At 72.4% G+C, this 26143-nt stretch carries 21 protein-coding genes; 13 read left to right on the plus strand and 8 right to left on the minus strand.

Going from position 1 to position 26143, the window contains the following annotated elements; translation table 11 throughout:
* Positions 1 to 3: 3 nt before the first annotated feature.
* From pgi to tkt, 5 genes are read right to left on the minus strand one after another with little or no spacing between them, the layout of a single operon-like run.
* Complete coding sequence (pgi, locus tag ABZY33_RS14225; protein ID WP_356491830.1) at positions 4 to 1665, minus strand: glucose-6-phosphate isomerase; 1662 nt, start codon at positions 1663 to 1665, stop codon at positions 4 to 6.
* The gene (gene opcA / locus ABZY33_RS14230) at positions 1658 to 2647 is read right to left on the minus strand and encodes a glucose-6-phosphate dehydrogenase assembly protein OpcA (protein WP_356491831.1); all 990 of its coding nucleotides are present in this window, start codon (positions 2645 to 2647) and stop codon (positions 1658 to 1660) included. Before opcA ends, pgi begins: the two co-directional genes overlap by 8 nt.
* The gene (gene zwf, locus ABZY33_RS14235) at positions 2644 to 4176 is read right to left on the minus strand and encodes a glucose-6-phosphate dehydrogenase (protein ID WP_356491832.1); all 1533 of its coding nucleotides are present in this window, start codon (positions 4174 to 4176) and stop codon (positions 2644 to 2646) included. Before zwf ends, opcA begins: the two co-directional genes overlap by 4 nt.
* A complete protein-coding gene (gene tal, locus ABZY33_RS14240) occupies positions 4173 to 5312 on the minus strand; it encodes a transaldolase (protein WP_356491833.1) in 1140 nt (379 codons plus the stop codon). The genes zwf and tal overlap by 4 nt, the downstream gene beginning before the upstream one ends.
* A 36-nt stretch (positions 5313 to 5348) precedes the next feature.
* A complete protein-coding gene (tkt, locus tag ABZY33_RS14245; protein ID WP_356491834.1) occupies positions 5349 to 7445 on the minus strand; it encodes a transketolase in 2097 nt (698 codons plus the stop codon).
* A 184-nt stretch (positions 7446 to 7629) separates the two neighbouring features.
* Between tkt and ABZY33_RS14250 the strand changes: the two genes are divergently transcribed.
* From ABZY33_RS14250 to ABZY33_RS14285, 8 genes are all read left to right on the plus strand, one after another.
* Positions 7630 to 8544 (plus strand): AraC family transcriptional regulator, encoded by a 915-nt coding sequence (locus ABZY33_RS14250; RefSeq protein ID WP_356491835.1) that lies wholly within the window; start codon positions 7630 to 7632, stop codon positions 8542 to 8544.
* Between the two features lie 220 nt (positions 8545 to 8764).
* The gene (locus tag ABZY33_RS14255; protein ID WP_356491836.1) at positions 8765 to 10030 is read left to right on the plus strand and encodes an ABC transporter substrate-binding protein; all 1266 of its coding nucleotides are present in this window, start codon (positions 8765 to 8767) and stop codon (positions 10028 to 10030) included.
* Between the two features lie 40 nt (positions 10031 to 10070).
* A complete protein-coding gene (locus tag ABZY33_RS14260; RefSeq protein ID WP_356491837.1) occupies positions 10071 to 11006 on the plus strand; it encodes a sugar ABC transporter permease in 936 nt (311 codons plus the stop codon).
* A 27-nt stretch (positions 11007 to 11033) separates the two neighbouring features.
* Positions 11034 to 11879, plus strand: coding sequence for a carbohydrate ABC transporter permease (locus tag ABZY33_RS14265; RefSeq protein ID WP_356491838.1), 846 nt, complete (start codon positions 11034 to 11036; stop codon positions 11877 to 11879).
* Positions 11880 to 11926: 47 nt separating this feature from the next.
* Positions 11927 to 12925 (plus strand): LacI family DNA-binding transcriptional regulator, encoded by a 999-nt coding sequence (locus ABZY33_RS14270; RefSeq protein WP_356491903.1) that lies wholly within the window; start codon positions 11927 to 11929, stop codon positions 12923 to 12925.
* 42 nt (positions 12926 to 12967) lie between these two features.
* The gene (locus tag ABZY33_RS14275; protein ID WP_356491839.1) at positions 12968 to 14902 is read left to right on the plus strand and encodes a cellulase family glycosylhydrolase; all 1935 of its coding nucleotides are present in this window, start codon (positions 12968 to 12970) and stop codon (positions 14900 to 14902) included.
* Complete coding sequence (locus tag ABZY33_RS14280; RefSeq protein ID WP_356491840.1) at positions 14899 to 17163, plus strand: glycoside hydrolase family 3 N-terminal domain-containing protein; 2265 nt, start codon at positions 14899 to 14901, stop codon at positions 17161 to 17163. The genes ABZY33_RS14275 and ABZY33_RS14280 overlap by 4 nt, the downstream gene beginning before the upstream one ends.
* A 25-nt stretch (positions 17164 to 17188) precedes the next feature.
* Entirely contained in the window at positions 17189 to 17581 is a 393-nt protein-coding gene (locus ABZY33_RS14285; protein WP_356491841.1) for a YchJ family protein, read from the plus strand.
* A 21-nt stretch (positions 17582 to 17602) separates the two neighbouring features.
* Here the strand turns inward: ABZY33_RS14285 and ABZY33_RS14290 are convergent, their stop codons facing one another.
* Positions 17603 to 18304, minus strand: coding sequence for an FCD domain-containing protein (locus tag ABZY33_RS14290; protein WP_356491842.1), 702 nt, complete (start codon positions 18302 to 18304; stop codon positions 17603 to 17605).
* A gap of 130 nt (positions 18305 to 18434) precedes the next feature.
* Here ABZY33_RS14290 and ABZY33_RS14295 point away from each other — a divergent pair, with 130 nt between their 5' ends.
* From ABZY33_RS14295 to ABZY33_RS14310, 4 genes are read left to right on the plus strand one after another with little or no spacing between them, the layout of a single operon-like run.
* Complete coding sequence (locus tag ABZY33_RS14295) at positions 18435 to 18947, plus strand: gluconokinase (protein WP_356491843.1); 513 nt, start codon at positions 18435 to 18437, stop codon at positions 18945 to 18947.
* A 54-nt stretch (positions 18948 to 19001) separates the two neighbouring features.
* On the plus strand, positions 19002 to 20408 hold the full coding sequence (locus ABZY33_RS14300; RefSeq protein ID WP_356491844.1) for a gluconate:H+ symporter: 1407 nt from the start codon (positions 19002 to 19004) through the stop codon (positions 20406 to 20408).
* A gap of 24 nt (positions 20409 to 20432) precedes the next feature.
* A complete protein-coding gene (locus ABZY33_RS14305; protein ID WP_356491845.1) occupies positions 20433 to 21191 on the plus strand; it encodes an SDR family oxidoreductase in 759 nt (252 codons plus the stop codon).
* Positions 21192 to 21204: 13 nt separating this feature from the next.
* Positions 21205 to 22230, plus strand: a complete 1026-nt coding sequence (locus ABZY33_RS14310) for an L-idonate 5-dehydrogenase (protein WP_356491846.1) — start codon at positions 21205 to 21207, stop codon at positions 22228 to 22230.
* Positions 22231 to 22269: 39 nt separating this feature from the next.
* Here the strand turns inward: ABZY33_RS14310 and ABZY33_RS14315 are convergent, their stop codons facing one another.
* Positions 22270 to 23811, minus strand: coding sequence for an APC family permease (locus tag ABZY33_RS14315; RefSeq protein ID WP_356491847.1), 1542 nt, complete (start codon positions 23809 to 23811; stop codon positions 22270 to 22272).
* A gap of 49 nt (positions 23812 to 23860) precedes the next feature.
* Positions 23861 to 24829: a hypothetical protein gene (locus ABZY33_RS14320; protein WP_356491848.1), complete on the minus strand. Its 969-nt coding sequence runs from the start codon at positions 24827 to 24829 to the stop codon at positions 23861 to 23863.
* Between the two features lie 352 nt (positions 24830 to 25181).
* Here ABZY33_RS14320 and ABZY33_RS14325 point away from each other — a divergent pair, with 352 nt between their 5' ends.
* Positions 25182 to 26072 carry a DMT family transporter gene (locus ABZY33_RS14325; RefSeq protein ID WP_356491904.1) on the plus strand — a complete coding sequence of 297 codons (891 nt, stop codon included), beginning with the start codon at positions 25182 to 25184 and terminating at the stop codon, positions 26070 to 26072.
* The last annotated feature ends 71 nt before the right edge of the window (positions 26073 to 26143 follow it).

Genomic DNA, 26143 nt, shown 5'->3' on the forward strand with positions numbered 1-26143 from the left:
TCTTCACTTACCTTCGGTGGTGCGGCCGCGCAGGGCGCGGTACGTGGTGACCAGGGACTGGGTGGAAGCGTCGAGGCCGGGGACCTCAGCGCCTTCGGTGAGTGCGGGTTCGACGCGCTTGGCGAGGACCTTGCCGAGCTCGACGCCCCACTGATCGAAGGAGTCGATGTTCCAGACGGCGCCCTGGACGAAGACCTTCTGCTCGTACAGGGCGATGAGCTGGCCGAGGACCGAGGGGGTCAGCCCGGTGGCGAGGATCGTCGTCGTGGGGTGGTTGCCCTTGAACGTCTTGTGCGCCACCAGCTCCTCGGCCACGCCTTCGGCGCGCACCTCGTCCGGCGTCTTGCCGAACGCGAGGGCCTGGCCCTGCGCGAAGAGGTTGGCCATCAGCAGGTCGTGCTGGCCCGCCAGGTCGCCCAGCTCCGCGACCGGCTCGGCGAAGCCGATGAGGTCCGCCGGGATCAGCTTGGTGCCCTGGTGGATGAGCTGGTAGTAGGCGTGCTGCCCGTTGGTGCCGGGGGTGCCCCAGACGACCGGGCCCGTCTGCCACTCCACGGGGCGGCCCTGGCGGTCCACGGACTTGCCGTTGGACTCCATGTCGAGCTGCTGGAGGTAGGCGGTGAATTTCGACAGGTAGTGGCTGTACGGCAGCACCGCGTGCGACTGGGCGCCGTGGAAGTTGCCGTACCAGATGCCCAGCAGGCCGAGCAGGAGCGGGGCGTTGGCCTCGGCGGGGGCCGTGCGGAAGTGCTCGTCGACGAGGCGGAAGCCGTCGAGCAGCTCGCGGAAGGCGGCCGGGCCGATGGCGATCATCAGGGAGAGGCCGATGGCCGAGTCGAAGGAGTAGCGGCCGCCGACCCAGTCCCAGAACTCGAACATGTTGGCCGTGTCGATGCCGAAGTCGGCGACCTTCCCGGCGTTGGTCGACAGGGCGACGAAGTGCTTGGCCACGGCCGACTCGTCACCGCCCAGGCCCGCGAGGAGCCAGGTGCGGGCCGCCGTCGCGTTGGTGATCGTCTCGATGGTGGTGAAGGTCTTCGAGGCGACGATGAAGAGCGTCTCGGCCGGGTCGAGGTCGCGGACGGCCTCGTGCAGGTCGGCGCCGTCCACGTTCGACACGAAGCGGAACGTCAGCTCCCGGGCGGTGTACGGGCGCAGGGCCTCGTAGGCCATGGCGGGGCCGAGGTCGGAGCCGCCGATGCCGATGTTGACGACGTTCCTGATGCGCCGGCCGGTGTGGCCGGTCCACTCGCCGGAGCGGACCTTGTCGGCGAAGACGGCCATCTTGTCCAGGACGGCGTGCACCTGCGGCAGCACGTTCTCGCCGTCGACCTCGATCACCGCGTCGCGCGGGGCGCGCAGCGCGGTGTGGAGGACGGCGCGGTCCTCGGTGGTGTTGATCTTCTCGCCGCGCAGCATGGCGTCGCGCTGCCCGAAGACGTCGGTGGCGGCGGCCAGCTCCTGGAGCAGGGCGAGCGTCTCGTCCGTGACCAGGTGCTTGGAGTAGTCGATGTGCAGGTCGCCGACCTGGACGGTGTACCGCTGGGCGCGGCCGGGGTCGGAGGCGAACAGCTCGCGCAGGTGCGTGCCGTTGAACTTCGCGCGGTGGTCCTCCAGGGCGGTCCACTGCGGGCGGCGCGTGAGCAGGGGGGTGGTGTCAGGCATGGTCTACGGACTCCTTGGCGGCCTTCGTGGTGGACGGCGCGGTCGTCGCCTGCCGCGCCGCGGGGGCGCCGTCGGCGTCGCCGTGCAGGGCGACGGCGTACATCTCGTCGGCGTCCAGGCGGCGCAGCTCCTCGGCGATCAGCTCGGCGGTGGAGCGGACCTTCAGGGCGAGGGTGCGCTCGGGCTGGCCCGGCAGGGTGAGGGTGGCGAGGGGACCTTCGGGGCGGTCGATGCGGATGTCCCCGTCGGCGGTGCCGAGGCGGACCGCCGTGACGACGGGGCCGCCCGTGGTGACCCGCTCGACGGGGACCCCGAGCCGGGTGCCGAGCCAGCGGGCCAGCAGCTCGGCGCTGGGGTTGTCGGCCTCGGACTCGACGGCGGCGGAGACGATGTCGACGCGGGCCTGGTCGAGCGCGGCGGCCAGCATGGAACGCCACGGGGTGAGCCGGGTCCAGGCCAGGTCGGTGTCGCCCGGCGCGTAGGACGCGGCCCGCCGGTCGAGGGCCTGGAGCGGGTCCTCGTCGGCGTACAGGTCGGTGATCCGGCGGGCGGCGAGCGCGCCGAGGGGGTCCTTGGCGGGTTCGTCGGGGGCCTCGACCGGCCACCACACGACGACCGGGGCGTCGGGCAGGAGCAGCGGCAGCACGACGGAGTCGGCGTGGTTGCCGACCTCGCCGTGCAGACGCAGGATCACGGTCTCGCCGGTGCCCGCGTCGGAGCCGACCCGCACCTCGGCGTCGAGCCGGTTGCCCTGCCGGTCGCGCGGGGTGCGGGCGGTGCGCTTGATGACGACCAGGGTGCGCGAGGGGTGCTCGCGCGACGCCTCCTCGGCGGCCTTGATCGAGTCGTAGGCGTTCTCCTCGTCGGTGACGATCACCATCGTGAGGACCATGCCCACGGCCGGGGTCCCGATGGCGCGGCGCCCTTCGACGAGCGCCTTGTTGACCTTGCTTGCCGTGGTGTCGGTCAGGTCGATCTTCATGGCCTGCGCCAGCTCCGTCCGTCTCGTGCGAGCATCTCGTCCGCTTCCTTCGGGCCCCAGCTTCCCGAGGCGTACCGGGCGGGCGTGCCGTGGCTGTCCCAGTGCCCCTCGACGGGGTCGAGGATGCGCCAGGACTCCTCGACCTCTTCCGTGCGCGGGAAGAGGTTGGCGTCGCCCAGCAGGACGTCCAGGATCAGCCTTTCGTACGCTTCCGGGCTGGACTCCGTGAACGACTCGCCGTACGCGAAGTCCATGGACACGTCCCGGATCTCCATCGAGGTACCCGGGACCTTCGATCCGAAGCGTACGGTCATGCCTTCGTCGGGCTGGACCCGGATGACGATGGCGTTCTGGCCGAGTTCCTCGGTGGCGGTGGAGTCGAACGGGGAGTGCGGGGCGCGCTGGAAGACGACCGCGATCTCGGTGACGCGGCGGCCCAGGCGCTTGCCGGTGCGCAGGTAGAAGGGGACGCCCGCCCAGCGGCGGTTGTCGACCTCCAGCTTCACGGCCGCGTAGGTGTCGGTCGTGGAGGCGGGGTCGATGCCGTCCTCCTGGAGGTAGCCCCGAACGCGCTCGCCGCCCTGCCAGCCGGCCGCGTACTGGGCGCGGACCGTGGACTTCTCCAGGTCGGCCGGGAGCCGGACGGAGCGCAGGACCTTGAGCTTCTCGGTGACGAGCGACTCGGCGTCGAAGGAGGCGGGCTCCTCCATCGCGGTGAGCGCCATCAGCTGGAGCAGGTGGTTCTGGATGACGTCGCGGGCGGCGCCGATGCCGTCGTAGTAGCCGGCCCGGCCGCCGATGCCGATGTCCTCGGCCATGGTGATCTGCACGTGGTCGACGTAGGACCGGTTCCAGACGGGTTCGTACATCTGGTTGGCGAAGCGCAGCGCCAGGATGTTCTGGACGGTCTCCTTGCCGAGGTAGTGGTCGATCCGGAAGACCTGATCCGGCGCGAACACCTCGTGCACGATCGCGTTCAGCTCCTTGGCCGACTCCGTGTCGCGGCCGAAGGGCTTCTCGATGACGGCGCGCCGCCAGGAGCCCTCGGGGGCGTCGGCGAGGCCGTGCTTCTTGAGCTGCTGGACGACCTTGGGGAAGAACTTCGGCGGCACCGAGAGGTAGAAGGCGTAGTTGCCGCTGGTGCCGCGCTTGTCGTCCAGCTCGTCGACGGCCTCGCGCAGCTGCTTGAACGCGGTGTCGTCGTCGAAGTCGCCGGGGATGAAACGCATGCCCTCGGCGAGCTGGGCCCAGACCTCCTCGCGGAAGGGGGTGCGGGCGTGCTCGCGTACGGAGTCGTGGACGACCTGCGCGAAGTCCTGGTCCTCCCACTCGCGGCGGGCGAAGCCGAGGAGCGAGAAGCCGGGCGGGAGCAGGCCCCGGTTGGCGAGGTCGTAGACGGCCGGCATCAGCTTCTTGCGGGACAGGTCGCCCGTGACGCCGAAGATGACGAGCCCGGAGGGGCCCGCGATGCGCGGCAGCCGCCGGTCGCGCGGGTCCCTCAGCGGGTTCTGCCAGGCGGTGACGCTCACTTGCCGGCACCTTCCTTGCCGGCGAGGCGGTCCGCGACCGTGCCGAGCAGGTCGTTCCAGGCGGCCTCGAACTTCGCGACGCCCTCGTCCTCCAGCTGCTTCACGACCTCGTCGTAGGAGATGCCGAGCCGCTCGACGGCGGCCAGCTCGGCACGGGAGGCGTCGTAGGCGGCGGTGACCGAGTCGCCGTGGATGTCGCCGTGGTCGGCGGTGGCGTTCAGGGTCGCTTCCGGCATGGTGTTCACGGTGCCGGGGGCGACCAGCTCGTCGACGTACAGGGTGTCCTTGTAGGCCGGGTCCTTGACGCCGGTGGAGGCCCACAGGGGGCGCTGCTTGTTGGCGCCGGCGGCGGCCAGCTTGGCCGCGCGCTCACCGGCGAAGACCTCCTCGTACGCCTCGTAGGCGAGCCGGGCGTTGGCGAGGGCGGCCTTGCCCTTGAGCTCCTTGGCCTCGTCGGTGCCGACCTTGTCGAGGCGCTTGTCGATCTCGGCGTCGACACGCGAGACGAAGAAGGACGCGACCGAGTGGATGCCGGCGAGGTCGATACCGCGCTCGTGCGCCTTCTCCAGGCCCGCGAGGTAGGCGTCCATGACGGCCTTGTAGCGGTCGAGGGAGAAGATCAGCGTCACGTTGACGGAGATGCCCAGGCCGATGACCTCGGTGATGGCCGGCAGGCCCGCCTCGGTCGCCGGGATCTTGATCATGACGTTCGGGCGCTCGACGAGCCAGGCCAGCTGCTTGGCCTCGGCGACGGTCGCCGCGGTGTCGTGGGCGAGGCGCGGGTCGACCTCGATGGAGACGCGGCCGTCGCGGCCCTGCGTCGCGTCGTACACGGGGCGCAGCAGGTCGGCGGCGGCGCGCACGTCGGCCGTGGTCATCATGCGCACGGCCTCCTCGACGGTGACCTTGCGGACGGCCAGGTCGGCGAGCTGCTCCTCGTAGCCCTCGCCGGAGCCGATGGCGGCCTGGAAGATCGACGGGTTCGTGGTGACGCCCACGACGTGGCTGTTCTCGATGAGGCCGGCGAGGTTGCCGGACTCGATGCGCTTGCGGGACAGGTCGTCCAGCCAGATGGAGACGCCTTCGTCGGAGAGGGACTTCAGGGCGGCAGCGGCGGTGCTCATGTTCTGCTTCATCTTCTTTCGGTACGGCGTTCGTGCGGCAGGGGTGGTTCAGGCGCGGGCGGCGGCGAGCGACTCGCGGGCCTTGGCGGCGACGTTCTCGGCGGTGAAGCCGAACTCGCGGAAGAGGATGTTCGCGTCCGCGGAGGCGCCGAAGTGCTCCAGGGAGACGATGCGTCCGGCGTCGCCGACGTAGCGGTACCAGCTCAGGCCGATGCCGGCCTCGACGGCGACGCGGGCCCGGACCGCGGGCGGCAGAACGGCTTCCTTGTAGCTCTGCTCCTGCTCCTCGAACCACTCGACGGACGGCATCGACACGACGCGGGTGGCGACGCCCTCGGCCTCCAGGGTCTCGCGCGCCTCGACGGCGAGCTGCACCTCGGAACCGGTGGCGATCAGGATCAGGTCCGGGGTGGCCTTCGACGCCTCGGCGAGCACGTAGCCGCCCTTGGCGGCGTCCTCGTTCGCCTCGTAGGTCGGCACGCCCTGGCGGGTCAGCGCGAGCCCGTGCGGGGCGGGCTTGGCCGAGCCGCGGCGCAGGATCTCGCGCCAGGCGGTGGCCGTCTCGTTGGCGTCGGCCGGGCGGACCACGTTCAGGCCCGGGATGGCGCGCAGCGAGGCGAGGTGCTCGACCGGCTGGTGGGTGGGGCCGTCCTCGCCCAGGCCGATGGAGTCGTGGGTCCAGACGTAGGTGACGGGCAGCTGCATGAGGGCCGACATGCGCACGGCGTTGCGCATGTAGTCGGAGAAGACCAGGAACGTGCCGCCGTAGACGCGGGTGTTGCCGTGCAGCGCGATGCCGTTCATCTCGGCGGCCATCGAGAACTCGCGGATGCCGAAGTGGACGGTGCGGCCGTAGGGGTCGGCCTCGGGCAGCGGGTTGCCCGCGGGGAGGAAGGACGACGTCTTGTCGATCGTCGTGTTGTTCGAGCCGGCGAGGTCGGCGGAGCCGCCCCACAGCTCGGGCAGGACCGGGCCGAGCGCCTGGAGGACCTTGCCGGACGCGGCGCGGGTGGCGACCTTGGTGCCGGTCTCGAAGGCGGGCAGCGCCTGCTCCCAGCCCTCGGGGAGGCGGCCCGCGACGACGCGGTCGAACAGCTTGGCGCGCTCCGGGTTCGCGGTGCGCCACTCGGCGAGCCGGCTGTCCCAGGCGGCGTGCGCCTCGGCGCCGCGGTCGAGGGCGGCGCGGGTGTGCGCGATGACCTTGTCCTCGACGGTGAAGGACTGCTCGGGGTCGAAGCCGAGGGCGCGCTTGGTGGCGGCGATCTCGTCGGCGCCGAGCGCGGAGCCGTGCGAGGCCTCGGTGTTCCGCGCGTTCGGGGCGGGCCAGGCGATGATCGTGCGCATCGCGATGATCGAGGGGCGCGAGGTCTCGGCCTTGGCGGCGGCGAGCGCCTCGTACAGGGCCTGCACGTCGACGTCGCCGTCCTCGCGCGGCGTGATGCGCTGGACGTGCCAGCCGTACGCCTCGTAGCGGCCGAGGACGTCCTCGGAGAAGGCGGTCGCGGTGTCGCCCTCGATGGAGATGTGGTTGTCGTCGTAGAGGAAGACGAGGTTGCCGAGCTTCTGATGGCCGGCGAGCGAGGAGGCCTCGGCGGAGACGCCCTCCTCCAGGTCGCCGTCGGAGACGATCGCCCAGATGGTGTGGTCGAAGGGGCTGGTGCCCGCGGGGGCCTCGGGGTCGAAGAGGCCGCGCTCGTAGCGGGCGGCCATCGCCATGCCGACCGCGTTGGCCAGGCCCTGGCCCAGCGGGCCCGTGGTGGTCTCGACGCCGGCGGTGTGGCCGTACTCGGGGTGGCCGGGGGTCTTGGACCCCTGGGTGCGGAACGCCTTCAGGTCGTCCAGCTCCAGCTCGTAGCCGGAGAGGAAGAGCTGGGTGTAAAGGGTGAGGCTGGTGTGGCCGGGCGAGAGGACGAAGCGGTCGCGGCCGGTCCACTCCGGGTCGGCCGGGTCGTGCCGCAGGGCCTTCTGGAAGATCGTGTACGCGGCCGGGGCCAGGCTCATCGCCGTGCCGGGGTGTCCGTTGCCGACCTTCTGCACGGCGTCGGCCGCCAGCAGCCGGGCGGTGTCGACGGCACGCTGGTCGAGTTCGGTCCACTCGAAAGGGCGCTCGAAGGGGTCGAAGCCGTCCGGTGTCTGCGTGCTCATCTGTATCGCGTCCTTCGCATCCGTTGTCCTGCCGATGTGCCGTGCGGCACCGCCCGACCCTGAGCAAAGCCCCTGGTCCAGCCAGTTACCAACTTAAAGGTCATACTTTTGGCGAGGTAGGTGCCCCAGTGCCAGCGTTCGGTGAAAATGGGACACGGAGACCGGACGACGCCAAGGAAAGTGCATGACGGAGCAGGGCGGCGCGCAGACGAGCGCACATCTGGGGACGACGGAGCACATCCGTACCTACCCCTTCGACCCGAGCGCCAGCGTCTTCGGGGTCGGCATCCAGGTCGGCCCGATGGGCACGGACGGCCCCTGGGCGGGCGGGGTGGGCCTGTCGCGGCGGGTGCACCGCATCGACTTCCACGTCCTGCTCTTCTTCCGGTCGGGCCCGGTCCGCCACATGATCGACTTCACCGAGTACGAGGTCGGGGCCGGGGAGATCCTCTGGATCCGGCCGGGCCAGGTGCACGGCTTCTCCACGACGGAGGAGTACGTCGGCACGGCCCTGACCATGCAGCCGGGGTTCCTGCCGCGCGCCATCGTCGAGGCGACCGGCATGTACCGCTACGACCGGCCGCCGCTCCTGCGCCCCGACCGGGCCCAACTCGACGCGATCGAGACCTCGTTGGCGCAGCTCCAGCGCGAGTACCTGGACACCACGACCCTGCCGCTGAGCCTGCACACCTCGGTCCTGCGCCACACGCTCACCGCGTTCATGCTGCGCGTCGCCCATGTGTCGGCGCAGGCGGCGGCGGACGCGTGCGAGCCGCAGCCGGACACCACGTTCACCCGGTTCCGCACCGCGGTCGAGCAGAGCTTCACCACCAACCACAGCGTCAGCGCGTACGCCGACGAGCTCGGCTACTCGCGCCGCACGCTGGTCCGCGCGGTGCGCGCCGCGACCGGACAGACCCCGAAGGCGTTCATCGACCGGCGCGTGATCCTGGAGGCGAAGCGGCTGCTGGCCCATACGGAGCTGCCCGTGGGGCGCATCGGGGTCGCCGTCGGTTTCAGCGACTCGGCGAACTTCTCGAAGTTCTTCCAGCAGCACACGGGGGCCACGCCTGCGGCGTTCCGGGCGGAGCAGTTCTGAGCGTCTGCCTTGTGGACCCGGCGCGGGTTCAGGCCACGGGACTCCGCCCCGGACCCCGCTCCTCAAGCGCCGAAGGGGCTGATATCAGCCCTCGTTTCACCCTGCGCAACGGGGGGTTGACCGTTCCCCGAGGGCCTCGTACGGTGCTCGCACCCCCGCAGGTATATCGATTAACCAAGCTGGTTGGAGACGTACCGCTGTGTCCTCTGTGCCCTCAAGGATGAGTCGGCGCGCGTTTCTCGCCACGACCGCCGCCGCCCTGCCCGCGCTGTCCGGCTGCTCCGCGCTCGCCGCGGCCGACGACGATCCCGACACGCTCGTGGTCCACAGCCAGGTCGGCACCACCGCGCCCGGCTCCCCCACCTACCTGGCGGCCCTGGAGCGGTTCCGCGCGGAGAATCCCGGGCTCAAGGTCAGGAACCTCGTCAACGGCGACGACCTCGCGCAGGTCTACGAGACCTCGCGGCTGGCCCGCAAGGAGCCGGACGTCGTCATGGTCAACCTGTACGACAAGACGCTGGCCTGGACCGAGGTCGGCGCCACCGTCGACGTCAGGGGCTACCTCGACGACTGGGGGCTGCGCGAACGCGTGCTGCCCGTCGCGCTCGACGCCTGGACCGACGGCAAGGGGCGGCTGCGGGCCTTCCCCTACTTCGCGACGAACTGGCCGGTCGCCTTCAACCGGGCGCTGCTGGAGCGCGCCGGCGTCGACGAGATCCCCCGCACAGGAGACCAACTGATCGCCGCCGCGGGCAAGTTGCGCCGCAAGCAGCTAGCGCCCGTCACCACCGGCGGCAACGACTGGACGGGGCAGAAACTGCTCGCGCAGATCATCCAGACGTTCCTGAGCGAGGACGAGGCACGGCACGTCTACACCACCGGCGACTTCAGCGGCAGCCGCGGGGCGCGCCGGGGCATCGACTACTTCGTGGAGCTGCGCGACGCCGGGGTCTTCGCCGACAAGGCGCAGGGCCTGACCTCGGACACGATGACGACGCAGTTCAACACCCGGGCCGCGGCCATGCAGTCGGCGATGTCGTCGGCGCTCGCCAAGGTGCCGCAGGACGTGGCGCGCCACACGGACGTGGGCGGCTGGCCGCTGGCGCCGGGCGCGGCGCACGACAAGCCGACGATCCTGCGCACGTACACCCTGATCGGCTTCTGGATCAGCCCGAACGGCACGAAGAAGATCGAGGCCGTCGAGAAGTTCCTGAAGTTCTTCTACCGCGCGGACACGGTCTCCCGGTTCATCACGGAGTCCGGCCGTGACATGGCGCTGCGCTCGTCCGCGGTGAGCACGGACTTCCCGCTGGTGGCGGCGGCGCAGAAGCTGGGCTCGGACGTGAGCCAGGTGCTGCTGCCCGACCTGTTCGTGCCGCCGGCCGCGACGCAGCCGCTGATCACCGCCACCAGTACGTCGTTCACCCGCGGCACGAGCGCCGCCAAGGTTCGCCAGGTCCTTGAGGCCGCCTACCGCGGCATCTGACCGCCCGCCCATCTCTGCTCTCACGTAAGGGAGTTGCTCCATGACGACACATGTGTCGACAGCGGGCGAGGCAGCGGTCAGCCGCCCCACCCCTCCATCTCCTGGCGCGGGCCGGCCGCGCCGTCAGGGCGGCACGGTCCTCGCACTGCCCGCGCTCGTCTGGTACCTGGTCTTCATGGTCGGCCCGCTGGTCGCGATCTTCGTGGTGGCGGCACTGCACTGGCCGGGCATGCTCCAGCCGGTGTCGTACGCCGGGCTCGACAACGTCCGCGCGGTCTTCGCCGATCCGGTGTTCTGGGACGCGGTGAGCAACACCGCGATCCAGCTCGCCGTGGCCGTCCCCGTGATGGTGGTGTGCGCGTTCATGCTGGGCTACTACGTGGCGCAGAAGCCGCCGGGCCACCGCGTCATCCGGTACCTGCTGTTCATCCCCGGGCTGATCTCGACGCCCGCGAAGGCGATGGTCTTCTACGCGGCCCTCTCCCCCGACGGGCTGCTCAACGGCGGCCTGGAGGCGGTCGGTCTCGGCTCGCTCGCCGACGCCTGGCTGGCCTCCCCCTCGACGGCGCTGGCCTGTCTGATCGCGCTCGACATCTGGGCCGGGATCGGCTTCACCGCCGTCCTCTTCGCGGCGCGGCTCGGCAGTGTGCCGCAGGAGCTGGGCGAGGCGGCGCAGTTGGACGGCGCCGGGCACTGGCGGACGATGTGGCGCGTCCACTTCCCGGTGATCAGGGACTACGTGGGCGTCGTGACGATGCTCCAGTTCCTGTGGACGCTGTTCGGCTCGGCGCAGCACGTGCTGCTGCTGACGCAGGGCGGGCCGGGGAGTTCGTCGACGACGCTGTCCTTCCTCGTCTACCAGAAGGCGTTCATCGCGGCGGACCTCGGCTACAGCCAGACCGTCGGCGTCCTGCTCTTCCTCGTCGGGCTCGTCGGGCTGCTCGCCGTCCGGCGCGTGTTCCGGCAGAGCTACTGACCGCCAGTTCCCTGATCGGAGTCCGCCTTGAAGTCCTCGGCACGTTCCCGCTTCGGCCGGTCCTGGCTGCCCGCGCACATCCTGGTGTGGCTGTACGCGGTGCTCCTGGTCGTCCCGCTGTACTACTTCGTCGCGTCGGCGTTCAAGACGAACGACGAGATCTTCGCGCACCCCTTCGCGCTGCCGACGTCGTTCGGGTTCGGGAACTTCTCGACCGCGTTCGAGAGCGCGGACCTGGGGCTCGCGGTGGTCAACTCGGCGCTGGTGACGGTCTTCTCGCTCGTCCTGACGCTGGCGCTCGCGATCCCCGCCGCCTTCGCGCTCGCCCGCTCCACGGGCCGCCTCGCCTCGGGGGTGGAGAAGGTCTTCTCGCTGGGCTTTTTGATCCCGACGTTCGCCGCGCTCTTCCCGACCTTTCTCCTCGCGGCGGCGACCGGACTCTTCCACACCCGCACGTTCATGGTGCTGTTCCTGCCCGCGACGGCGATGCCGCTGTCGGTGGTGATCCTGGTGCAGTTCATGCGGACGGTGCCCAAGGAGATGGAGGAGGCCGCCCGGCTCGACGGCGCGTCCACCTTCGCGGTCCTGCGCCACGTCTACACGCCGATGTGCCTGCCCGGCATCGCGACGGTGCTGCTGCTCAACTTCCTGACCTTCTGGAACGAGTACCTGTACTCCCTCGTCATCATCGGGCCCGACCCGGCACAGCGCACCGTCCAGGTGGCGCTGCCCACCCTGAAGGCGATCACCGGCACGGACTACGGGGTGCTGACCGCGGGCACCGTCCTGACGCTCGTCCCGGTCTGGGTGGTCTATACGGTGCTCCAGAAGCGGATGCAGCAGGCACTGGTGAGTGGGGCGGTGAAGATGTGAGCGGTACCCGTACGACCAGGAAATCCGGGCGGCCGACCATCAAGGCGGTGGCGGCCGCCGCGGGGGTGTCGACGGCGGCGGTCTCGCAGGCCTTCAACGACAAGGGGCGGCTCGCCGAGGCGACCCGGCAGCGGATCCTGGCGGCGGCGCTCGACCTCGGCTGGTCGCCGAGCGCGTCGGCGACGGCGCTGCGCAGCGCCCGCACCCGCACGCTCGCCCTGGTGGTGCGCAGGCCCACCGATGTGCTGGGCGCGGACCCGCACTTCAGCGAGCTGATCACCGGCATCGAGGGCGAGCTGGCGCCGCGCGGCTACGGCCTGCTGCTCCACCTGGTCGCCGATGTCGCGGAGGAGAGCGCGCTGTACGAGCGGCTCGCCGCGGAGAAGCGGGTGGACGGGGCGGTGCTGACGGACGCCCGCGCCGACGATCCGCGGCCGGCGCTGCTGACCCGGCTCGGGCTGCCCGCGGTACTCCTCGGCGCGCCGACCCCGGCGGCGGGGGTGCCGGTCGTCGGGCTCGGCCGGCAGGGTGCGGGCGTGCGCGAAGTCGTAGCTCATCTGCGCGAGTTGGGGCACGAGCGGATCGCGTACATCGCCGGTCCCGCGGAGCTCCAGCACACCCGGCTGCGGCTGGCCGTCTTCGAGGAGCGTCTCGCCGCGGCCGGGCTCGTGCCCGCCGCCGTGCGCCACACCGACTTCTCGGAGGCCGCGGCCGTCGCCGTGACCCAGGAGCTGCTGGCCGCCGCCGGGCGGCCGACCGCCCTCGTCTACGCCAACGACTCGATGGCGGTGTGCGGCATCGGCACCGCCCAGCGGGCCGGGCTGCGCGTACCGCGGGACGTGTCGGTCGTCGGCTACGACAACCTGCCGCTCGGCCGCTGGCTGCACCCGCGCCTGACCACCGTCGACCAGCAGGTGCAGCGGGTCGGCGCGGCCGCCGCCCGGACCCTGCTGGCCCGGTGCGGCGAGGAGCTGCCGGCGGTGCGCCTGGACGAGCGGCCCCGCCTCGTCGTCCGCGAGTCGACCGGACCCGCCCCCCACAACTGACGTTCCGCCGCACGCACTTCAGCAACGGAGACCCGTACCACCATGCGACGCCACAGCGCCCACCTCACCCACGACGCCGCCGTCCTGCCCTGGCTCGGCGCCAACTTCTGGTCCCGCACAGGCGGTCCCCTGATGTGGCGCGACTACGACCCGGAGGTGGTGCGCGAGGAGCTGGACGTGCTGCGCGCGCACGGGCTGAACATGACCCGCTCGTTCTTCTACTGGCCGGACTTCCACCCGGAGCCGCACCGCATCGACGAGGAGCTGTGCGCGCGGTTCCGCGACTTCCTGGACGCGCACCGGGAGCGGGGCATGGGGACGGTGCCGACGTTCATCGTGGGGCACATGTCGGGCGAGAACTGGGACCCGGCGTGGCGGGGCGGCCGCGATCTGTACGAGGACGTGTGGATGGTGGGCCGGCAGGCCTGGTTCGCCGCCCAGATGACGCGCCGCTTCACGGACCACCCGGCGGTCACCGGCTGGCTCATCACCAACGAGATGCCCGGGTACGGCCGGATCTACCAGGTCGACCCGCCCTCCAGCGACGTGGTGACGGCGTGGGCGCAGGCGATGTGCAACGCGGTGCGGGCGGCGGGCGCGACGCAGCCGGTCTCGCTCGGCGACGGCGCCTGGGGCATCGAGGTGACGGGCCGCGACAACGGCTTCTCGCTGCGCGACACCGCCGAGTACGTGGACTTCGTCGGCCCGCACGTCTACCGCTCGGACACCGACCGGCCGCGCCAGCACTACCGCGCCGCGTTCGAGTGCGAGCTGGCGGGCGTGACCGGGCAGCCGGTGGTCCTCGAGGAGTTCGGCCTGTCGACGGACACGGTCTCGGCGGCGAACGCGGGCGTGTACTACCGCCAGACGCTGCACAATTCGCTGCTCGGCGGCGCGACCGGCTGGATGGCCTGGAACAACACCGACTACGACGACCTGTGGGAGCAGTCCCCTTACGACCACCACCCCTTCGAGATGCACTTCGGGATCACGGACGCCGCGGGCGCGCCGAAGGAGCCGCTGCGTGAACTGGCCGCCTTCGCGCAGGTGTTGAAGGACGTGGACTTCGCGCGCTGTCGCCGCGCGGACGCGGGCGCCGCGCTGGTCGTGCCCGCGTTCCTGGAGCGCGGCTACCCCTACAGCCGACCGGCGGACCGCCCGCTGATCTTCACGTCGCTGCACCAGGGGTACGTGGCCGCGCGCGCCGCCGATCTGCCGGTGGGCCTGACCCGGGAGGCGGACGGCATCGCGGAGGACGTGGATCTCTACCTGCTGCCCGCGACCCGGCAGCTGACGACGCGGACGCGGCGGGCGCTCCAGCGCAGGGCGGAGGAGGGCGCGACGGTCTATCTGTCGTTCTGCTCGGGTGAGCACCCGGGCACCCGCGGCCCGTGGTTCGACGACCTGGACGGTCTCTTCGGCGTCGAGCAGCAGCTCTCGTACGGGGTCGCGGAGCCGATCGAGGACGACACGCTGGAGATGACGTTCCAGGAGGACTTCGGCACCGTCCGCGCGGGCGAGGTGCTGCGCTTCCCGGTGGCGGGCAACGAGGACAGCCGCGCCTATCTGCCGGTGGTGCCGCGCGACGCCCGGGTCGTCGCGGTGGACGGGCACGGCCGTCCGGCGCTGCTGTGCCGGGAGACCGGGCGCGGGCGCACCGTGCTCGCCACGTATCCGCTGGAGCACATGGCCGCGCGCACGGCCCGCGTCAATCCGGAGCGGACGCACCGGCTGTACGCGGCGCTGGCCGAGGTCGCCGGGGTGGCGCGACCGGTGACGGTGGACGAGCCGCACGTCGGCGCGGACGTGCTGGTGCACGAGGACGGGCGGCGGTTCGTCTGGCTGGTCAGCCAGGCCGACGGCGAGCTGACCGTGCGTCCGGTCGTGGACGGGACGCTGCACGCGCTGGACACCGGCGAGCCGCTCGCCGCCGTGACCCTTCCCGCCTTCGGGGTCCGTGTCCTGGAGCTGCGGTGAGCGAGCCGCTGTACCGCGACCCGGCCGCGGCCGTCCCCGACCGGGTGGCCGACCTCCTGCGCCGCATGACGCTGCCGGAGAAGGTCGGGCAGGTCAACCAGCGGCTGTACGGCTGGCACGCCTACGAGCGCGGCGCCGACGGCGGGCACCGGCTCACCGACGTCTTCCGCGCCGAGGTCGCGGCGTACGACGGGATGGGCGCCCTGTACGGGTTGCAGCGCGCCGATCCCTGGTCGGGCGTGACCTTCGCGGACGGCATCACGGCGGCGGACGCGGCCCGGGTCACCGACGCGGTGCAGCGGCACGTGGTGGAGGGGACGCGGCTCGGCATCCCGGTGCTGATGGTCGAGGAGGTGCCGCACGGGCACCAGGCCCTCGACGGTACGGTGCTGCCCGCCAATCTCGCGGTCGGCGCGAGCTGGGACCCGGAGCTGTACGAGGCGGCGGCCGCCGCTGCCGCTGCCGAACTGCGGGCGCGCGGCGGCCACTTGGCGCTCGTCTCCGCGCTCGATCTGGTGCGCGATCCGCGCTGGGGCCGGACCGAGGAGTGTTTCGGGGAGGATCCGTACCTGGCGGCCCGGTTCACCGAGGCGCTGGTGCGCGGCATGCGGTCCCAGGGCGTCGGAGTGGTCCTGAAGCACTTCGCCGGGCAGGGTGCGACGGTCGGCGGGCGCAACAGCGCGGCGACCGAGCTGGGCGCCCGCGAGCTGCACGAGATCCATCTCATGGCGGCCCGCGCCGGGGTGCGGGCCGGGGCCGCCGGGGTGATGGCGGCCTACAACGAGTTCGACGGGCTCCCCTGCGCCGCGAACCCGTACCTGCTCACCGAACTTCTGCGCCGCCGCTGGGGGTTCGAGGGGATCGTGATGGCGGACGGGTGCGCGCTCGACCGGCTGGTGCGCCTTGCGGGCGATCCGGTGGCGGCGGGCGCGACGGCCCTCGCGGCGGGCACGGATCTGAGCCTGTGGGACGGGGCCTTCCCGCGGCTCGGGGAGGCCGTCGAGCGCGGGCTGCTGGCCGAGGAGGCTCTGAACCGGGCGGTCGGGCGGGTCCTCGCGCTGAAGTTCCGGCTCGGGCTGTTCGAGGCGCCGTACGTCGAGCGCGGGGAGAGTCCCGCCGGGGCCGCGAAGCTCAGCGAGCGCCTGGCGCGCGCGTCGGTCACGCTGCTGGAGCACGACGGGACGACCCTGCCCCTGTCGTCCGCCGTGCGCCGGATCGCCGTGCTCGGGCCGAACGCCGACTCCGTGCCGCAGCAGCTCGGCGACTACACGGCGCCGCAGCGGCCCGGCACCGGTGTCACCGTGCTCGACGGCATCCGGGCCGCGGCCGGCCCCGGCCGCGCGGTGACGTACGCGCGCGGCTGCGAGCTGGTCGGTGACGACCGCTCGGGCCTCGCGGAGGCGGTCGCCCTGGCCGCCGGGGCGCAGGTCGCGGTGGTCGTGCTCGGCGGGTCGAGCGCCCGCGAGGACGGCACCCGGTTCGCGGCCAACGGCGCGGCGGTCGTCGCGGCCGGGAACCCGCCCGGGATGACCTGCGGCGAGGGCGTCGACCTGGCCGACCTCGCGCTGCCGGCCGGCCAGACGGCGCTGCTGAACGCGGTCGCGGCGACCGGGACGCCGGTGGTGACGGTCCTGGTGCAGGGACGGCCGCACGCGCTGCCGCCCTTCGCCGGGCCGGGGGCGCTGCTCTGCGCGTGGTACCCGGGGCCGTGGGGCGGGCGGGCCGTCGCGGACGTGCTCTTCGGCGCGGCGGGCCCCGCGGGCCGGCTGCCGGTGTCGGTGCCGCGCTCGGCGGCCCAGCTCCCGGTGGTCTACAACGGCAAGGACCACGGCTACCGGGGGTACGTCGACCAGCCGGCGACCGCGCGGTACGCCTTCGGGCACGGGCTGTCGTACGGGTCCGTGCGCTACGGGCCGCCCGTCCTCAGCGCTACCCGCGCACCGGCCGGCGACCCGCGGCTGACCTGCACGGTCACCGTCGAGAACACGGGCGCGGCGGCCGTCCGCGAGACCGTGCAGCTGTATGTGCGGCGGGTCGCGGGCGGCTCGTCGTGGCCGCGGGTGCGCGAGCTGCGCGGCTTCACCGGGGTGGACCTCGCGCCGGGCGAGCGGCGCGAGGTGGTCTTCGCGGTGACGGCGCAGACGCTCGCCTCGGTCGGCCGCGACCTCGAACGCGTCGTGGAGGCGGGCGAGTTCGCGGTCGAGACGGGGCCGGCCTCCGACCGCACGCAGGGCGCACCGCTCACCGTCACACCGGGCTGAGCGTGCCGTGGGGGACAATGCCCCCATGGCACGCCCCACCCTCCCCACCTGCCCCTGCGGCCTCCCCGAGCCGTACGAGAACTGCTGCGGCCGCTACCACTCCGGCGCCGCGGCCCCCACCCCCGAGGCCCTCATGCGCTCCCGGTACACGGCGTTCACCCGCAAGGACGCCGCATACCTGCTGCGCACCTGGCACCCGGACACCCGGCCGCCGGCGATCGACTTCGATCCGGCGCTCAGCTGGACCGGTCTGGAGATTTTGGAGACCACCGACGGCTCGGCGTTCCACCAAGGCGGCACCGTCACCTTCCGCGCCCGTTACCGGGACGGCGGCCGCGCGGGCGCGCTGCACGAGCGCAGCCAGTTCCTGCGGATGGCGGGCGCGTGGGTGTACGTCGACGGGGACTTCATCGAGTGATGTGCCGCGGCGCCGGGCCGGTCAGGGCGCCAGGATGTCCAGCTCGTGCAGGGCGCCGACGGCGATCTCGCGGGTGAGCGCCTCGGCCCGCTCGGCATCGCCCTCGCGCACCGCGTCGGCGACCCGCACGTGCAGCGTGACCGCCGCCGGGTCCGGGTCCTCGAACATGACCTGGTGGTGGGTGCGGCCCGCGAGTACCTCCGCCACCAGGTCGCCGAGGTGGGCGAACATCTCGTTGCCCGACGCGTTCAGCACGACCCGGTGGAACTCGACGTCGTGCACGAGGTACGCCTCCAGCTGCTGGCCGCGGGAGGTGGCGACCATGCCGAGCGCGCACTCGGTCAGCGCCGCGCACTGCTGCGCCGACGCGTACCGGGCGGCGAGCCCCGCGGCGACCGGCTCGACGGCCGAGCGCAGCATGGTGAGCGAGCGCAGCTGGCGCGGCCGGTCGGCCCCGGCGAGGCGCCACCGGATGACCTGCGGATCGTAGACGTTCCACTCGTGCGCGGGCCGGACGGTGACGCCGACGCGGCGCCGGGACGCCACCAGGTGCATGGACTCCAGGACCCGCACCGCCTCGCGCATCACCGAGCGCGACACCTCGTAGCGCTGCGCCAGCTCGTCGGTGCGCAACACGCTGCCCGCCGGGTACTCCCCCGCCGTGATCGCGGGACCGAGGCTGTCCAGTACGCGGGCGTGCAGGCCCCGGTCCTTCGTGGTCATGGGGCCAGCGTACGGTTCCGGCAGAGGCAACAAAAAGTCTGACTTTTAAGTCACAGCCTCTTGAATTTGTCAGACCTATTGAGTTTCAGTGGCGTGACACAGCGATGTCGATGAAGACAGCGAGGCAGCGATGAGTACCCCCCATGTCGTCGTGGTCATGGGCGTGGCAGGCACCGGCAAGACGACGATCGGTCCCCTGCTCGCCGAACGGCTCGGCGTCCCCTACGCCGAGGGCGACGACTTCCACCCCCCGGCCAACATCGCCAAGATGACGGCCGGCACGGCCCTCACGGACGAGGACCGCCGGCCGTGGCTGGACGCCATCGGCGCGTGGGCCCACGGCCGCGCCGGGCACGGCGGGGTGGTCAGCTGCTCCGCCCTGAAGCGCAGCTACCGCGACCGGCTCCGGGCCGAGGCGCCCGGTGTCGTCTTCGTGCACCTCACCGGCGGCCGCGCGCTCATCGAGGACCGGATGTCCCACCGCCAGGGCCACTTCATGCCGACCGCGCTCCTCGACTCGCAGTTCGCCACGCTCCAGCCGCTCGCGGCGGACGAGGCGGGCGTCGACGTCGATGTGTCGGGTTCCCCGGACGAGATCGCCGACCGGGCCGTTCGGGCCCTGGCCGCGCGCGACTCCGCGTAGCCCGCAGCAGCACCTCCTCCCCGACCCCTCCCCTCGCATGCAAGGGAAAAGACCGTGACCAGTCTCAGCGTCGAGATGCTGGCAGCGGACGCCGTCGAGCCGATCACCTCCGCGGGCCATGCCCAGCTCGGGATCGCCGTCCTCGCGGGCATCGCCGTCATCGTCCTGCTCATCACGAAGTTCAAGCTCCACGCCTTTCTGGCCCTGACCATCGGCTCGCTCGCGCTCGGCGCGTTCGCCGGGGCGCCGCTGGACAAGGCGATCACCAGCTTCAGCGCGGGCCTCGGCTCGACGGTGGCCGGTGTGGGCGTGCTGATCGCGCTCGGCGCGATCCTCGGCAAGCTGCTCGCCGATTCCGGCGGCGCGGACCAGATCGTCGACACGATCCTCGCCAAGGCGGGGAAGTCCGGTGGCAAGGCGATGCCCTGGGCGATGGTCCTGATCGCCGCCGTGATCGGTCTGCCGCTCTTCTTCGAGGTCGGCATCGTGCTGCTGATCCCGGTCGTCCTGATGGTCGCCAAGCGCGGCAACTACTCACTGATGCGGATCGGCATCCCCGCCCTCGCGGGCCTGTCGGTCATGCACGGCCTGATCCCGCCGCACCCCGGCCCGCTCGTCGCGATCGACGCGGTCAAGGCCAACCTGGGCATCACGCTGGCGCTCGGCATCGTCGTCGCCATCCCGACGGTGATCCTCGCCGGTCCGGTCTTCTCCAAGTACGCCGCCCGCTGGGTGGACGTCCCCGTGCCCGACAAGATGGTCCCCGGGCGGGCCTCGGACGACCTGGAGAAGCGGCCCAGCTTCGGCGCCGCGGTCGTCACCATCCTGCTGCCGGTCGTCATGATGCTGGCCAAGGCGCTCGTCGACATCATCGTGGACGACCCCGAGCACACCGTGCAGCGCACCTTCGACGTCATCGGCAACCCGCTGACCGCGCTCCTGGTGGCCGTCATCGTCGCCATGTTCACGCTCGGCCGCCCGGCCGGGTTCACCAAGGGCAAGCTCCAGGCCACCACCGAGAAGTCGCTCGCCCCGATCGCGGGCGTGCTGCTCATCGTCGGCGCGGGCGGCGGCTTCAAGCAGACCCTCATCGACTCCGGCGTCGGCCAGATGGTCCTGGACATCTCCAAGGACTGGCACATCTCCGCGCTGCTGCTCGCCTGGCTGATCGCCGTGGTGATCCGCCTCGCCACCGGTTCGGCGACCGTCGCGACGGTCTCGGCCGCCGGTCTCGTCGCGCCGCTGGCCGCGAACATGTCGGAGACCCACACGGCGCTGCTGGTCCTCGCGATCGGCGCGGGCTCCCTCTTCTTCAGCCACGTCAACGACGCCGGGTTCTGGCTGGTCAAGGAGTACTTCGGGCTCAGTGTCGGGCAGACGGTCAAGACCTGGTCGGTCATGGAGACGATCATCTCCGTGGTCGCGGGCGCCCTGGTACTGCTGCTCTCGCTGATCCTCTAGCCGCGCGCCAGGAGAGGTACACCGATGAGTCACCCCCTGTTCGACATCAGCGGCCGCACCGCCCTCGTCACCGGGTCCAGCCGCGGGATCGGGTTCGCCCTGGCCCGCGGCCTCCTGGAGGCCGGCTGCACGGTCGTGCTCAACGGCCGTGACCCGGACCGGCTCGCGCAGGCGGCCCGGGAGCTGGGCGGTGCGGTCCGCACGGCGGCGTTCGACGTCACCGACGGACCCGCCGTCGCCGCCGGGATCGCCGACGTCGTGCAGCGGGTCGGCCCGCTCGACATCCTCGTCAACAACGCGGGGATGCAACTGCGGGCCCCGCTCCTGGAGTTCGCCGACGCCGACTGGCACCGCCTGCTCGACACCAATCTGACCAGCGCGTTCCTGGTGGCGCGGGAGGTGGCGCGCGGGATGGTCGGGCGCGGCCGCGGCAAGATCGTCAACATCTGCTCACTCCAGAGCGAGGTGGTCCGCCCCGGCATCGCCCCGTACGCGGCCACGAAGGGCGCCCTGAAGATGCTCACCAAGGGCATGTGCGCCGACTGGGGCCCCTCGGGCGTCCAGGTCAACGGGGTCGGCCCCGGCTACATCGAGACCGAGCTGACCGAGCCCCTCGTCCGCGACGAGGAGTTCAGCGCCTGGGTGCGCCGTCGCACCCCGGCAGGCCGCTGGGGCCGCACCGAGGACCTCGTCGGCGGCGTGCTCTTCCTCGCCTCCCCCGCCGCGGACTTCGTCGGCGGACAGATCCTGTACGTCGACGGCGGCATGACCAGCGTGCTCTGAAACGGGAGTTGCCATGATGGGCTGCGTGATCCACGGCGCCGGTGACCTGCGCGTCGACGAACTCCCCGCCCCTGTCCCCGGCCCCGGGCAGGCGCTCGTCGCCGTCAGGTACGGCGGGGTGTGCGGCTCCGACCTGCACTACTGGCGCCACGGCGGCGTCGGCGACTTCCGGCTGCGCGCGCCGATGGTGCTCGGGCACGAGGTCGTCGGCACGGTGCTCGGGTACGGGCCGGGCGCCTCGGGTCCGCGGCCCGGGACCCCGGTGGCCGTGCACCCGGCGACGCCGTGCGACAGCTGCCCCGAGTGCCTCGACGGGCGCCGCAACGTCTGCCGCGACACCCGCTACCTGGGCAGCGCGGCCCGCACCCCGCACGTCCAGGGCGGCTTCGCGGACCGGATCGCGGTAGCCGCGGACCAGGTACGGCCCCTGCCCGCGGGCCTGCCGCCGGAGCGGGCCGCGCTCGCCGAGCCCCTCGCGGTGGCGCTGCACGCGGTGCGCCGGGCCGGGGACGTCGCGGGGCGGCACGTCCTGGTGACCGGCGCAGGACCGATCGGCTGCCTCGTCGTCGCGGCGGCGAAGGCGGCGGGCGCGGCCCGGGTCACCGCGACGGACCTGCTGCCGATGGCCCTGGAGTACGCCGCCGTCGCGGGCGCCGACACCCTCGTACGGGCCGACGACCCGGCCGATCCCGGCTGGCCCGAGGAGGCCGGGGCCGCGATCGAGGCGTCCGGGGTGGCGGCCGGGCTCGACACCTGTCTGCGCCGGGTGCGGCGGGGTGGTGTGGTCGTGCAGCTGGGGATGTTGCCGCCGGGGCAGAGCCCGTTCGCCGGGAACCTGGTGGTGAGCCGGGAGATCGAGCTGCGCGGCGCGTTCCGCTTCGACACCGAGTTCGACGCCGCGCTCGCCCTGCTCGCGCGGGAGCCGGCCCTCGCGGGCCTGGTCAGCGCGGTGGTCCCGGTGGCCGAGGCCGGCCGCGCCTTCACGCTGGCGGCGGACCGGGCGGCCTCCTGCAAGGTGCTGCTGGACTTCGGCGGCTGACCGGGTCCGGAGGCCGGACCCGGCCGTCGTACCGGGGGCTCAGCCTGCCTTCTTCTCCAGCTGGAACGCCTCGTTGCCGAGCCCGATCCGGGCGTGGGCCGCGGGGTTGCGGGAGCGCAGGACGAGGCTGTAGACGACGCCGGCCACCGCGGCCAGGGCGATGACGCCGGGCAGCAGCCAGTTCAGGGCCGAGTCCGGACCCGAGCCGACCAGGACGTCGAAGTCCTTGATCGTGTAGCCGGCGATCACCAGCAGGGCGAGGCCCGCGATGCCGGAGGCCACCAGGCGCCACGCCTGCGGGCCCGCCGCGCCGCGCTTGACGAAGAAGACGATGACCGCGAGGGACGCCGTGGCCATGAGCAGGATGACACCGAGCGCGCCCACGTTGCCGCCCCACGTGAACAGGTGGAGGACCGGGGCCGTCGGGTCGCCGGCCGGGCCGTCGTCGGCGACCGCGAAGCAGACGACGACGATCAGGGAGATCACCGACTGGAGGACCGAGCCGGTGCCGGGCGCGCCGGTGCCGCTGTGGGTGCGGCCGAACCGCGCGGGCAGCAGGCCCTCGCGGCCCATCGCGAAGGCGTACCGCGCCACCACGTTGTGGAAGCTGAGCAGCGCCGCGAACATGCCGGTGACGAACAGGACGTGGACGACGTCGGTGAAGGTGCCGCCGAGCCGGCTGTCGGTCAGGCCGAACAGCAGGCCCGCGGACTGCTTGCGGGCCTCCCCGACGATGGCTCCCGGGCCGGTGGCGACGGTCAGCGCCCACGAGCTGAGCGCGAAGAAGACGGCGACGCCGCCGACGGCCAGGAACATGACGCGGGGCACGAGGATGTGCGGGCGGCTGGTCTCCTCCGCGTACACGGGTGCCTGCTCGAAGCCGGTGAACGCGGCGATGCAGAAGCACAGGGCGGTGCCGAGGCCCACGCCGGAGAGCGTCGAGGGGTTGAACGCGTGCAGGGACAGGCCCTCCTTGCCCGGGTCGCCGAGCGCCGCGATGTCGAAGACGACCACGACGGCGACTTCGAGCAGGAGCAGGACGCCGAGCACCTTCGCGTTGACGTCGATCTTCAGCAGGGCGAGGACGCCGACCGCGACGACGGCGACCAGCGCCGGTATCCACCAGGCGAGTTCGACGTCGAGGTACTGCTGGAAGAGGCCGGCGACCTCGAAGCCGAAGATGCCGAAGATGCCGACCTGGAGCACGCTGTAGGCGACGAGCGCGACCAGGGCGGCGGCCGCGCCGGTGGTCGGGCCGAGGCCGCGGGAGATGTACGCGTAGAAGGCGCCCGCGTTGTGCACGTGCCGGCTCATCTCCGCGTAGCCGACGCTGAAGAGGGTCAGGACGACGCCGAGGATGAGGAAGAGCAGCGGCATGCCGACGACGCCCATGACGGCGAACGTGGTGGGCATGACGCCGGCCACCACCATCACCGGGCCCGTCGCGGCGAGCACGGAGAGCAGCAGCCCGGCCGTGCCGAGCCGGCCGGCGCGCAGCGCGCTCTCCTCGCCCCGATAGGTGCTGATGCCCGGTTCGGCCACCACTGCTCTGTCACTCGTGCTCGAACTGCCCGTCGTCATCGCGGGGTCGTCCCTTCCGATGGGTGCTGTGGATTGCCGGCTGGATCCTCTACGCCGTGCCGAGCGCGGCATCGCGCGCGGTACGGAACGCTTCGTGCGGGTCCCGGTCCGGGTACGACCAGGGGGCCGGGGTGAGGTGCGGCCCGATGCGGTGGAACAGGACGGCCGCCTCGGCCGGGCGTCCCTCGCAGTACTTGGCGTGGGCCAGGAAGTTGAGGTCGATGCGGCCGCGTGGGTGCGCGAACCCCGCCCGGTCCTGCGGGTCGCCCCACTCCAGCCACCAGTCGAAGGCGGCCTTCATCACGAGGCGGGCCCGTCGGCCGCCCCAGTGGCCGGACGCCTTCGGGTCGGCGGGCTCGACGCCCGCCCGGGCCAGGACGCGGTAGCGCTCGGCGTGCGCGACGACCGGCAGCACGGCCAACGGGGAGGCGGACGGGGCCTGTTCGGCCGCCCAGGCCGCGAAGTCGTACACCTCGTGCAGCGGGTCCTGGCCCGCGTCGGCGCGCCGCTCGGCGAGCCGGGCCACCATCAGGTGGTGGGCGTGGTGGTGGGCCGGGTGGCGCAGACGCACCTCGTCGAAGAGGCGTACGACGTCCTCCTCGCGGCCCAACTCGCGCTCCAGGAGCAGCAGTCCGAGCCAGGGGGTCGGGTCCCGGGGCACCAGGGCGGCGGCCTGCGTGCAGGCGGCGCGGGCCTTGTCGGGGCGGGTCCGGCCGGCCACGGCGCGGTGCACGGCGGCGCAGGCGAGGAGGACGGAGGCGTCCGCGGACTCCGGTTCGGCCAGCCGCCAGTCACTCGCCCAGGCGGTCGCGGTGGCTTCCTGCGCGAGGCCCATGACACGGTGGCCGCGGCGGTCCCAGTCCTCCCCGGTCGCGGCGAGCAAAGCCCGGGCCTCGGTCCACCGGCCCTGGGCGAGGGCGGCGCGGGCGGTGACGAGAGCGGTGTCGTCGAGAGCGGGGTCGAAGGAGTGCGCGGCCTTCTTGCGGGGGCGCCCGAGCGGAGGCGGGGGTGGGGACACCGCGGCGGTTCCTCTACGACTTTTTTCAGCTACGAAGCGACGAACGTCCGGCCCGCGCGACGCTGCGCGGGCCGGGACGGAAGATCACGCACAGCAAACCGGTACCGGGCCCTCCCCGTCAAGGGAGATCGAGTGACAGAGTTCACCAACTCGGCGCTGTTAATGCCGAGTTCGGTGTTCGAATTTCGTAAGCACGGCCGTGAGCTGGGACCTTGCGCATGTGACACGTGTAGGCGGCGCGCTGGGGCCCGGCGGCTCTGCCGCGCGGCTCGTCGAGCGGGCGGCGCCGTGGAGCGCTATCGTCGGCAGATACCCGTCCCTGCCCGTCCAGCAGCTGTCCGAGGTGCGCAGCGTGTCGGTCCTGGTCCTCGTCCTCGCCGTGAGCGCGGCCTTCTGCCTGGGCATCGGTTTCGTCCTCCAGCAGAACGCGGCCCAGCACGCCCCGCTCGGCGACTTCCTCTCCCCCCGGCTGCTGCTCGACCTGATCCGGATGCCGCGCTGGCTGGCCGGGATAGGGCTGATGGTCTGCGGCATGGGGCTCGGCGCCGTCGCGCTCGGCCGCGGCGAGGTCTCCCTGGTCGAGCCGCTCCTCGCCACCAACCTCCTCTTCGCCCTGGTCCTCTCGCGCCACCAGACCAAGGCGCCGCTGGGCCGGCAGGGCTGGGCCGGGCTGCTGCTGCTCGCGGGCGGGGTGACGGCGTTCATCGTGGCCGGGCAGCCGCGCGGCGGCACCGCGGTCACCGACCCGCTGCGGCACTGGCTGATCATCGGCCTGATGGTCGGCGGCGCCCTGGCGCTCGCGGCCCTCGCGAAGCGGTCCCGGCTCAGCGCGGCGCCGGCGCTGCTCGCGGTGGCGGCGGGGATGCTGTACGGGGTACAGGACGCGCTGACCCGGGTGAGCGGGCAGCGGTTCGGTTCGGGGAGCTGGTCGGAGCTGCTCACGTCCTGGCAGCCGTACGCCGTGTTCGCTCTCGGGGTGACGGGGCTGGTGCTGGTGCAGAGCGCGTTCGAGACGGCGCCGCTGCGGATGTCGTTGCCGGCGCTCACTGCTGCGCAGCCGTTGGCGGGGATCGTGTGCGGGGTCGGTTTTCTCGGGGACCGGTTGCGGATGGATACGGGGGCGTTGGCGTGGCAGGCGGTGGGGTTGGCCGGGGTGGTGGCGGGGGTGGTGCTGCTCGGGTTGCATCCGGCCATGCCGGGGGCCGCGGTGCGGGAGCGGGATTCCATGCGGAGCGGCATGTAAGGGGGGCTGGGCTGGACTCGGCCGGTGTTTGTGGTCGGGTGCGGGCCCGTTGCGGCTGGTCGCGCAGTTCC

Source organism: Streptomyces sp. NPDC006552 (genome assembly GCF_040611655.1).
Taxonomy (GTDB): Bacteria; Actinomycetota; Actinomycetes; order Streptomycetales; family Streptomycetaceae; genus Streptomyces.

Bases quoted from the DNA above. Each gene is read 5' to 3' on its own strand.
- ABZY33_RS14305 (WP_356491845.1), top strand. From the start codon at position 20,433: ATGAGTCACCCCCTGTTCGACATCAGCGGCCGCACCGCCCTCGTCACC.
- pgi (WP_356491830.1), bottom strand. From the start codon at position 1,665: ATGCCTGACACCACCCCCCTGCTCACGCGCCGCCCGCAGTGGACCGCC.
- ABZY33_RS14285 (WP_356491841.1), top strand. From the start codon at position 17,189: ATGGCACGCCCCACCCTCCCCACCTGCCCCTGCGGCCTCCCCGAGCCG.
- ABZY33_RS14290 (WP_356491842.1), bottom strand. From the start codon at position 18,304: ATGACCACGAAGGACCGGGGCCTGCACGCCCGCGTACTGGACAGCCTC.
- ABZY33_RS14250 (WP_356491835.1), top strand. From the start codon at position 7,630: ATGACGGAGCAGGGCGGCGCGCAGACGAGCGCACATCTGGGGACGACG.
- ABZY33_RS14310 (WP_356491846.1), top strand. From the start codon at position 21,205: ATGATGGGCTGCGTGATCCACGGCGCCGGTGACCTGCGCGTCGACGAA.
- ABZY33_RS14315 (WP_356491847.1), bottom strand. From the start codon at position 23,811: ATGACGACGGGCAGTTCGAGCACGAGTGACAGAGCAGTGGTGGCCGAA.
- tal (WP_356491833.1), bottom strand. From the start codon at position 5,312: ATGAAGCAGAACATGAGCACCGCCGCTGCCGCCCTGAAGTCCCTCTCC.
- ABZY33_RS14260 (WP_356491837.1), top strand. From the start codon at position 10,071: ATGACGACACATGTGTCGACAGCGGGCGAGGCAGCGGTCAGCCGCCCC.
- opcA (WP_356491831.1), bottom strand. From the start codon at position 2,647: ATGAAGATCGACCTGACCGACACCACGGCAAGCAAGGTCAACAAGGCG.
- ABZY33_RS14255 (WP_356491836.1), top strand. From the start codon at position 8,765: ATGAGTCGGCGCGCGTTTCTCGCCACGACCGCCGCCGCCCTGCCCGCG.
- ABZY33_RS14295 (WP_356491843.1), top strand. From the start codon at position 18,435: ATGAGTACCCCCCATGTCGTCGTGGTCATGGGCGTGGCAGGCACCGGC.
- ABZY33_RS14275 (WP_356491839.1), top strand. From the start codon at position 12,968: ATGCGACGCCACAGCGCCCACCTCACCCACGACGCCGCCGTCCTGCCC.
- tkt (WP_356491834.1), bottom strand. From the start codon at position 7,445: ATGAGCACGCAGACACCGGACGGCTTCGACCCCTTCGAGCGCCCTTTC.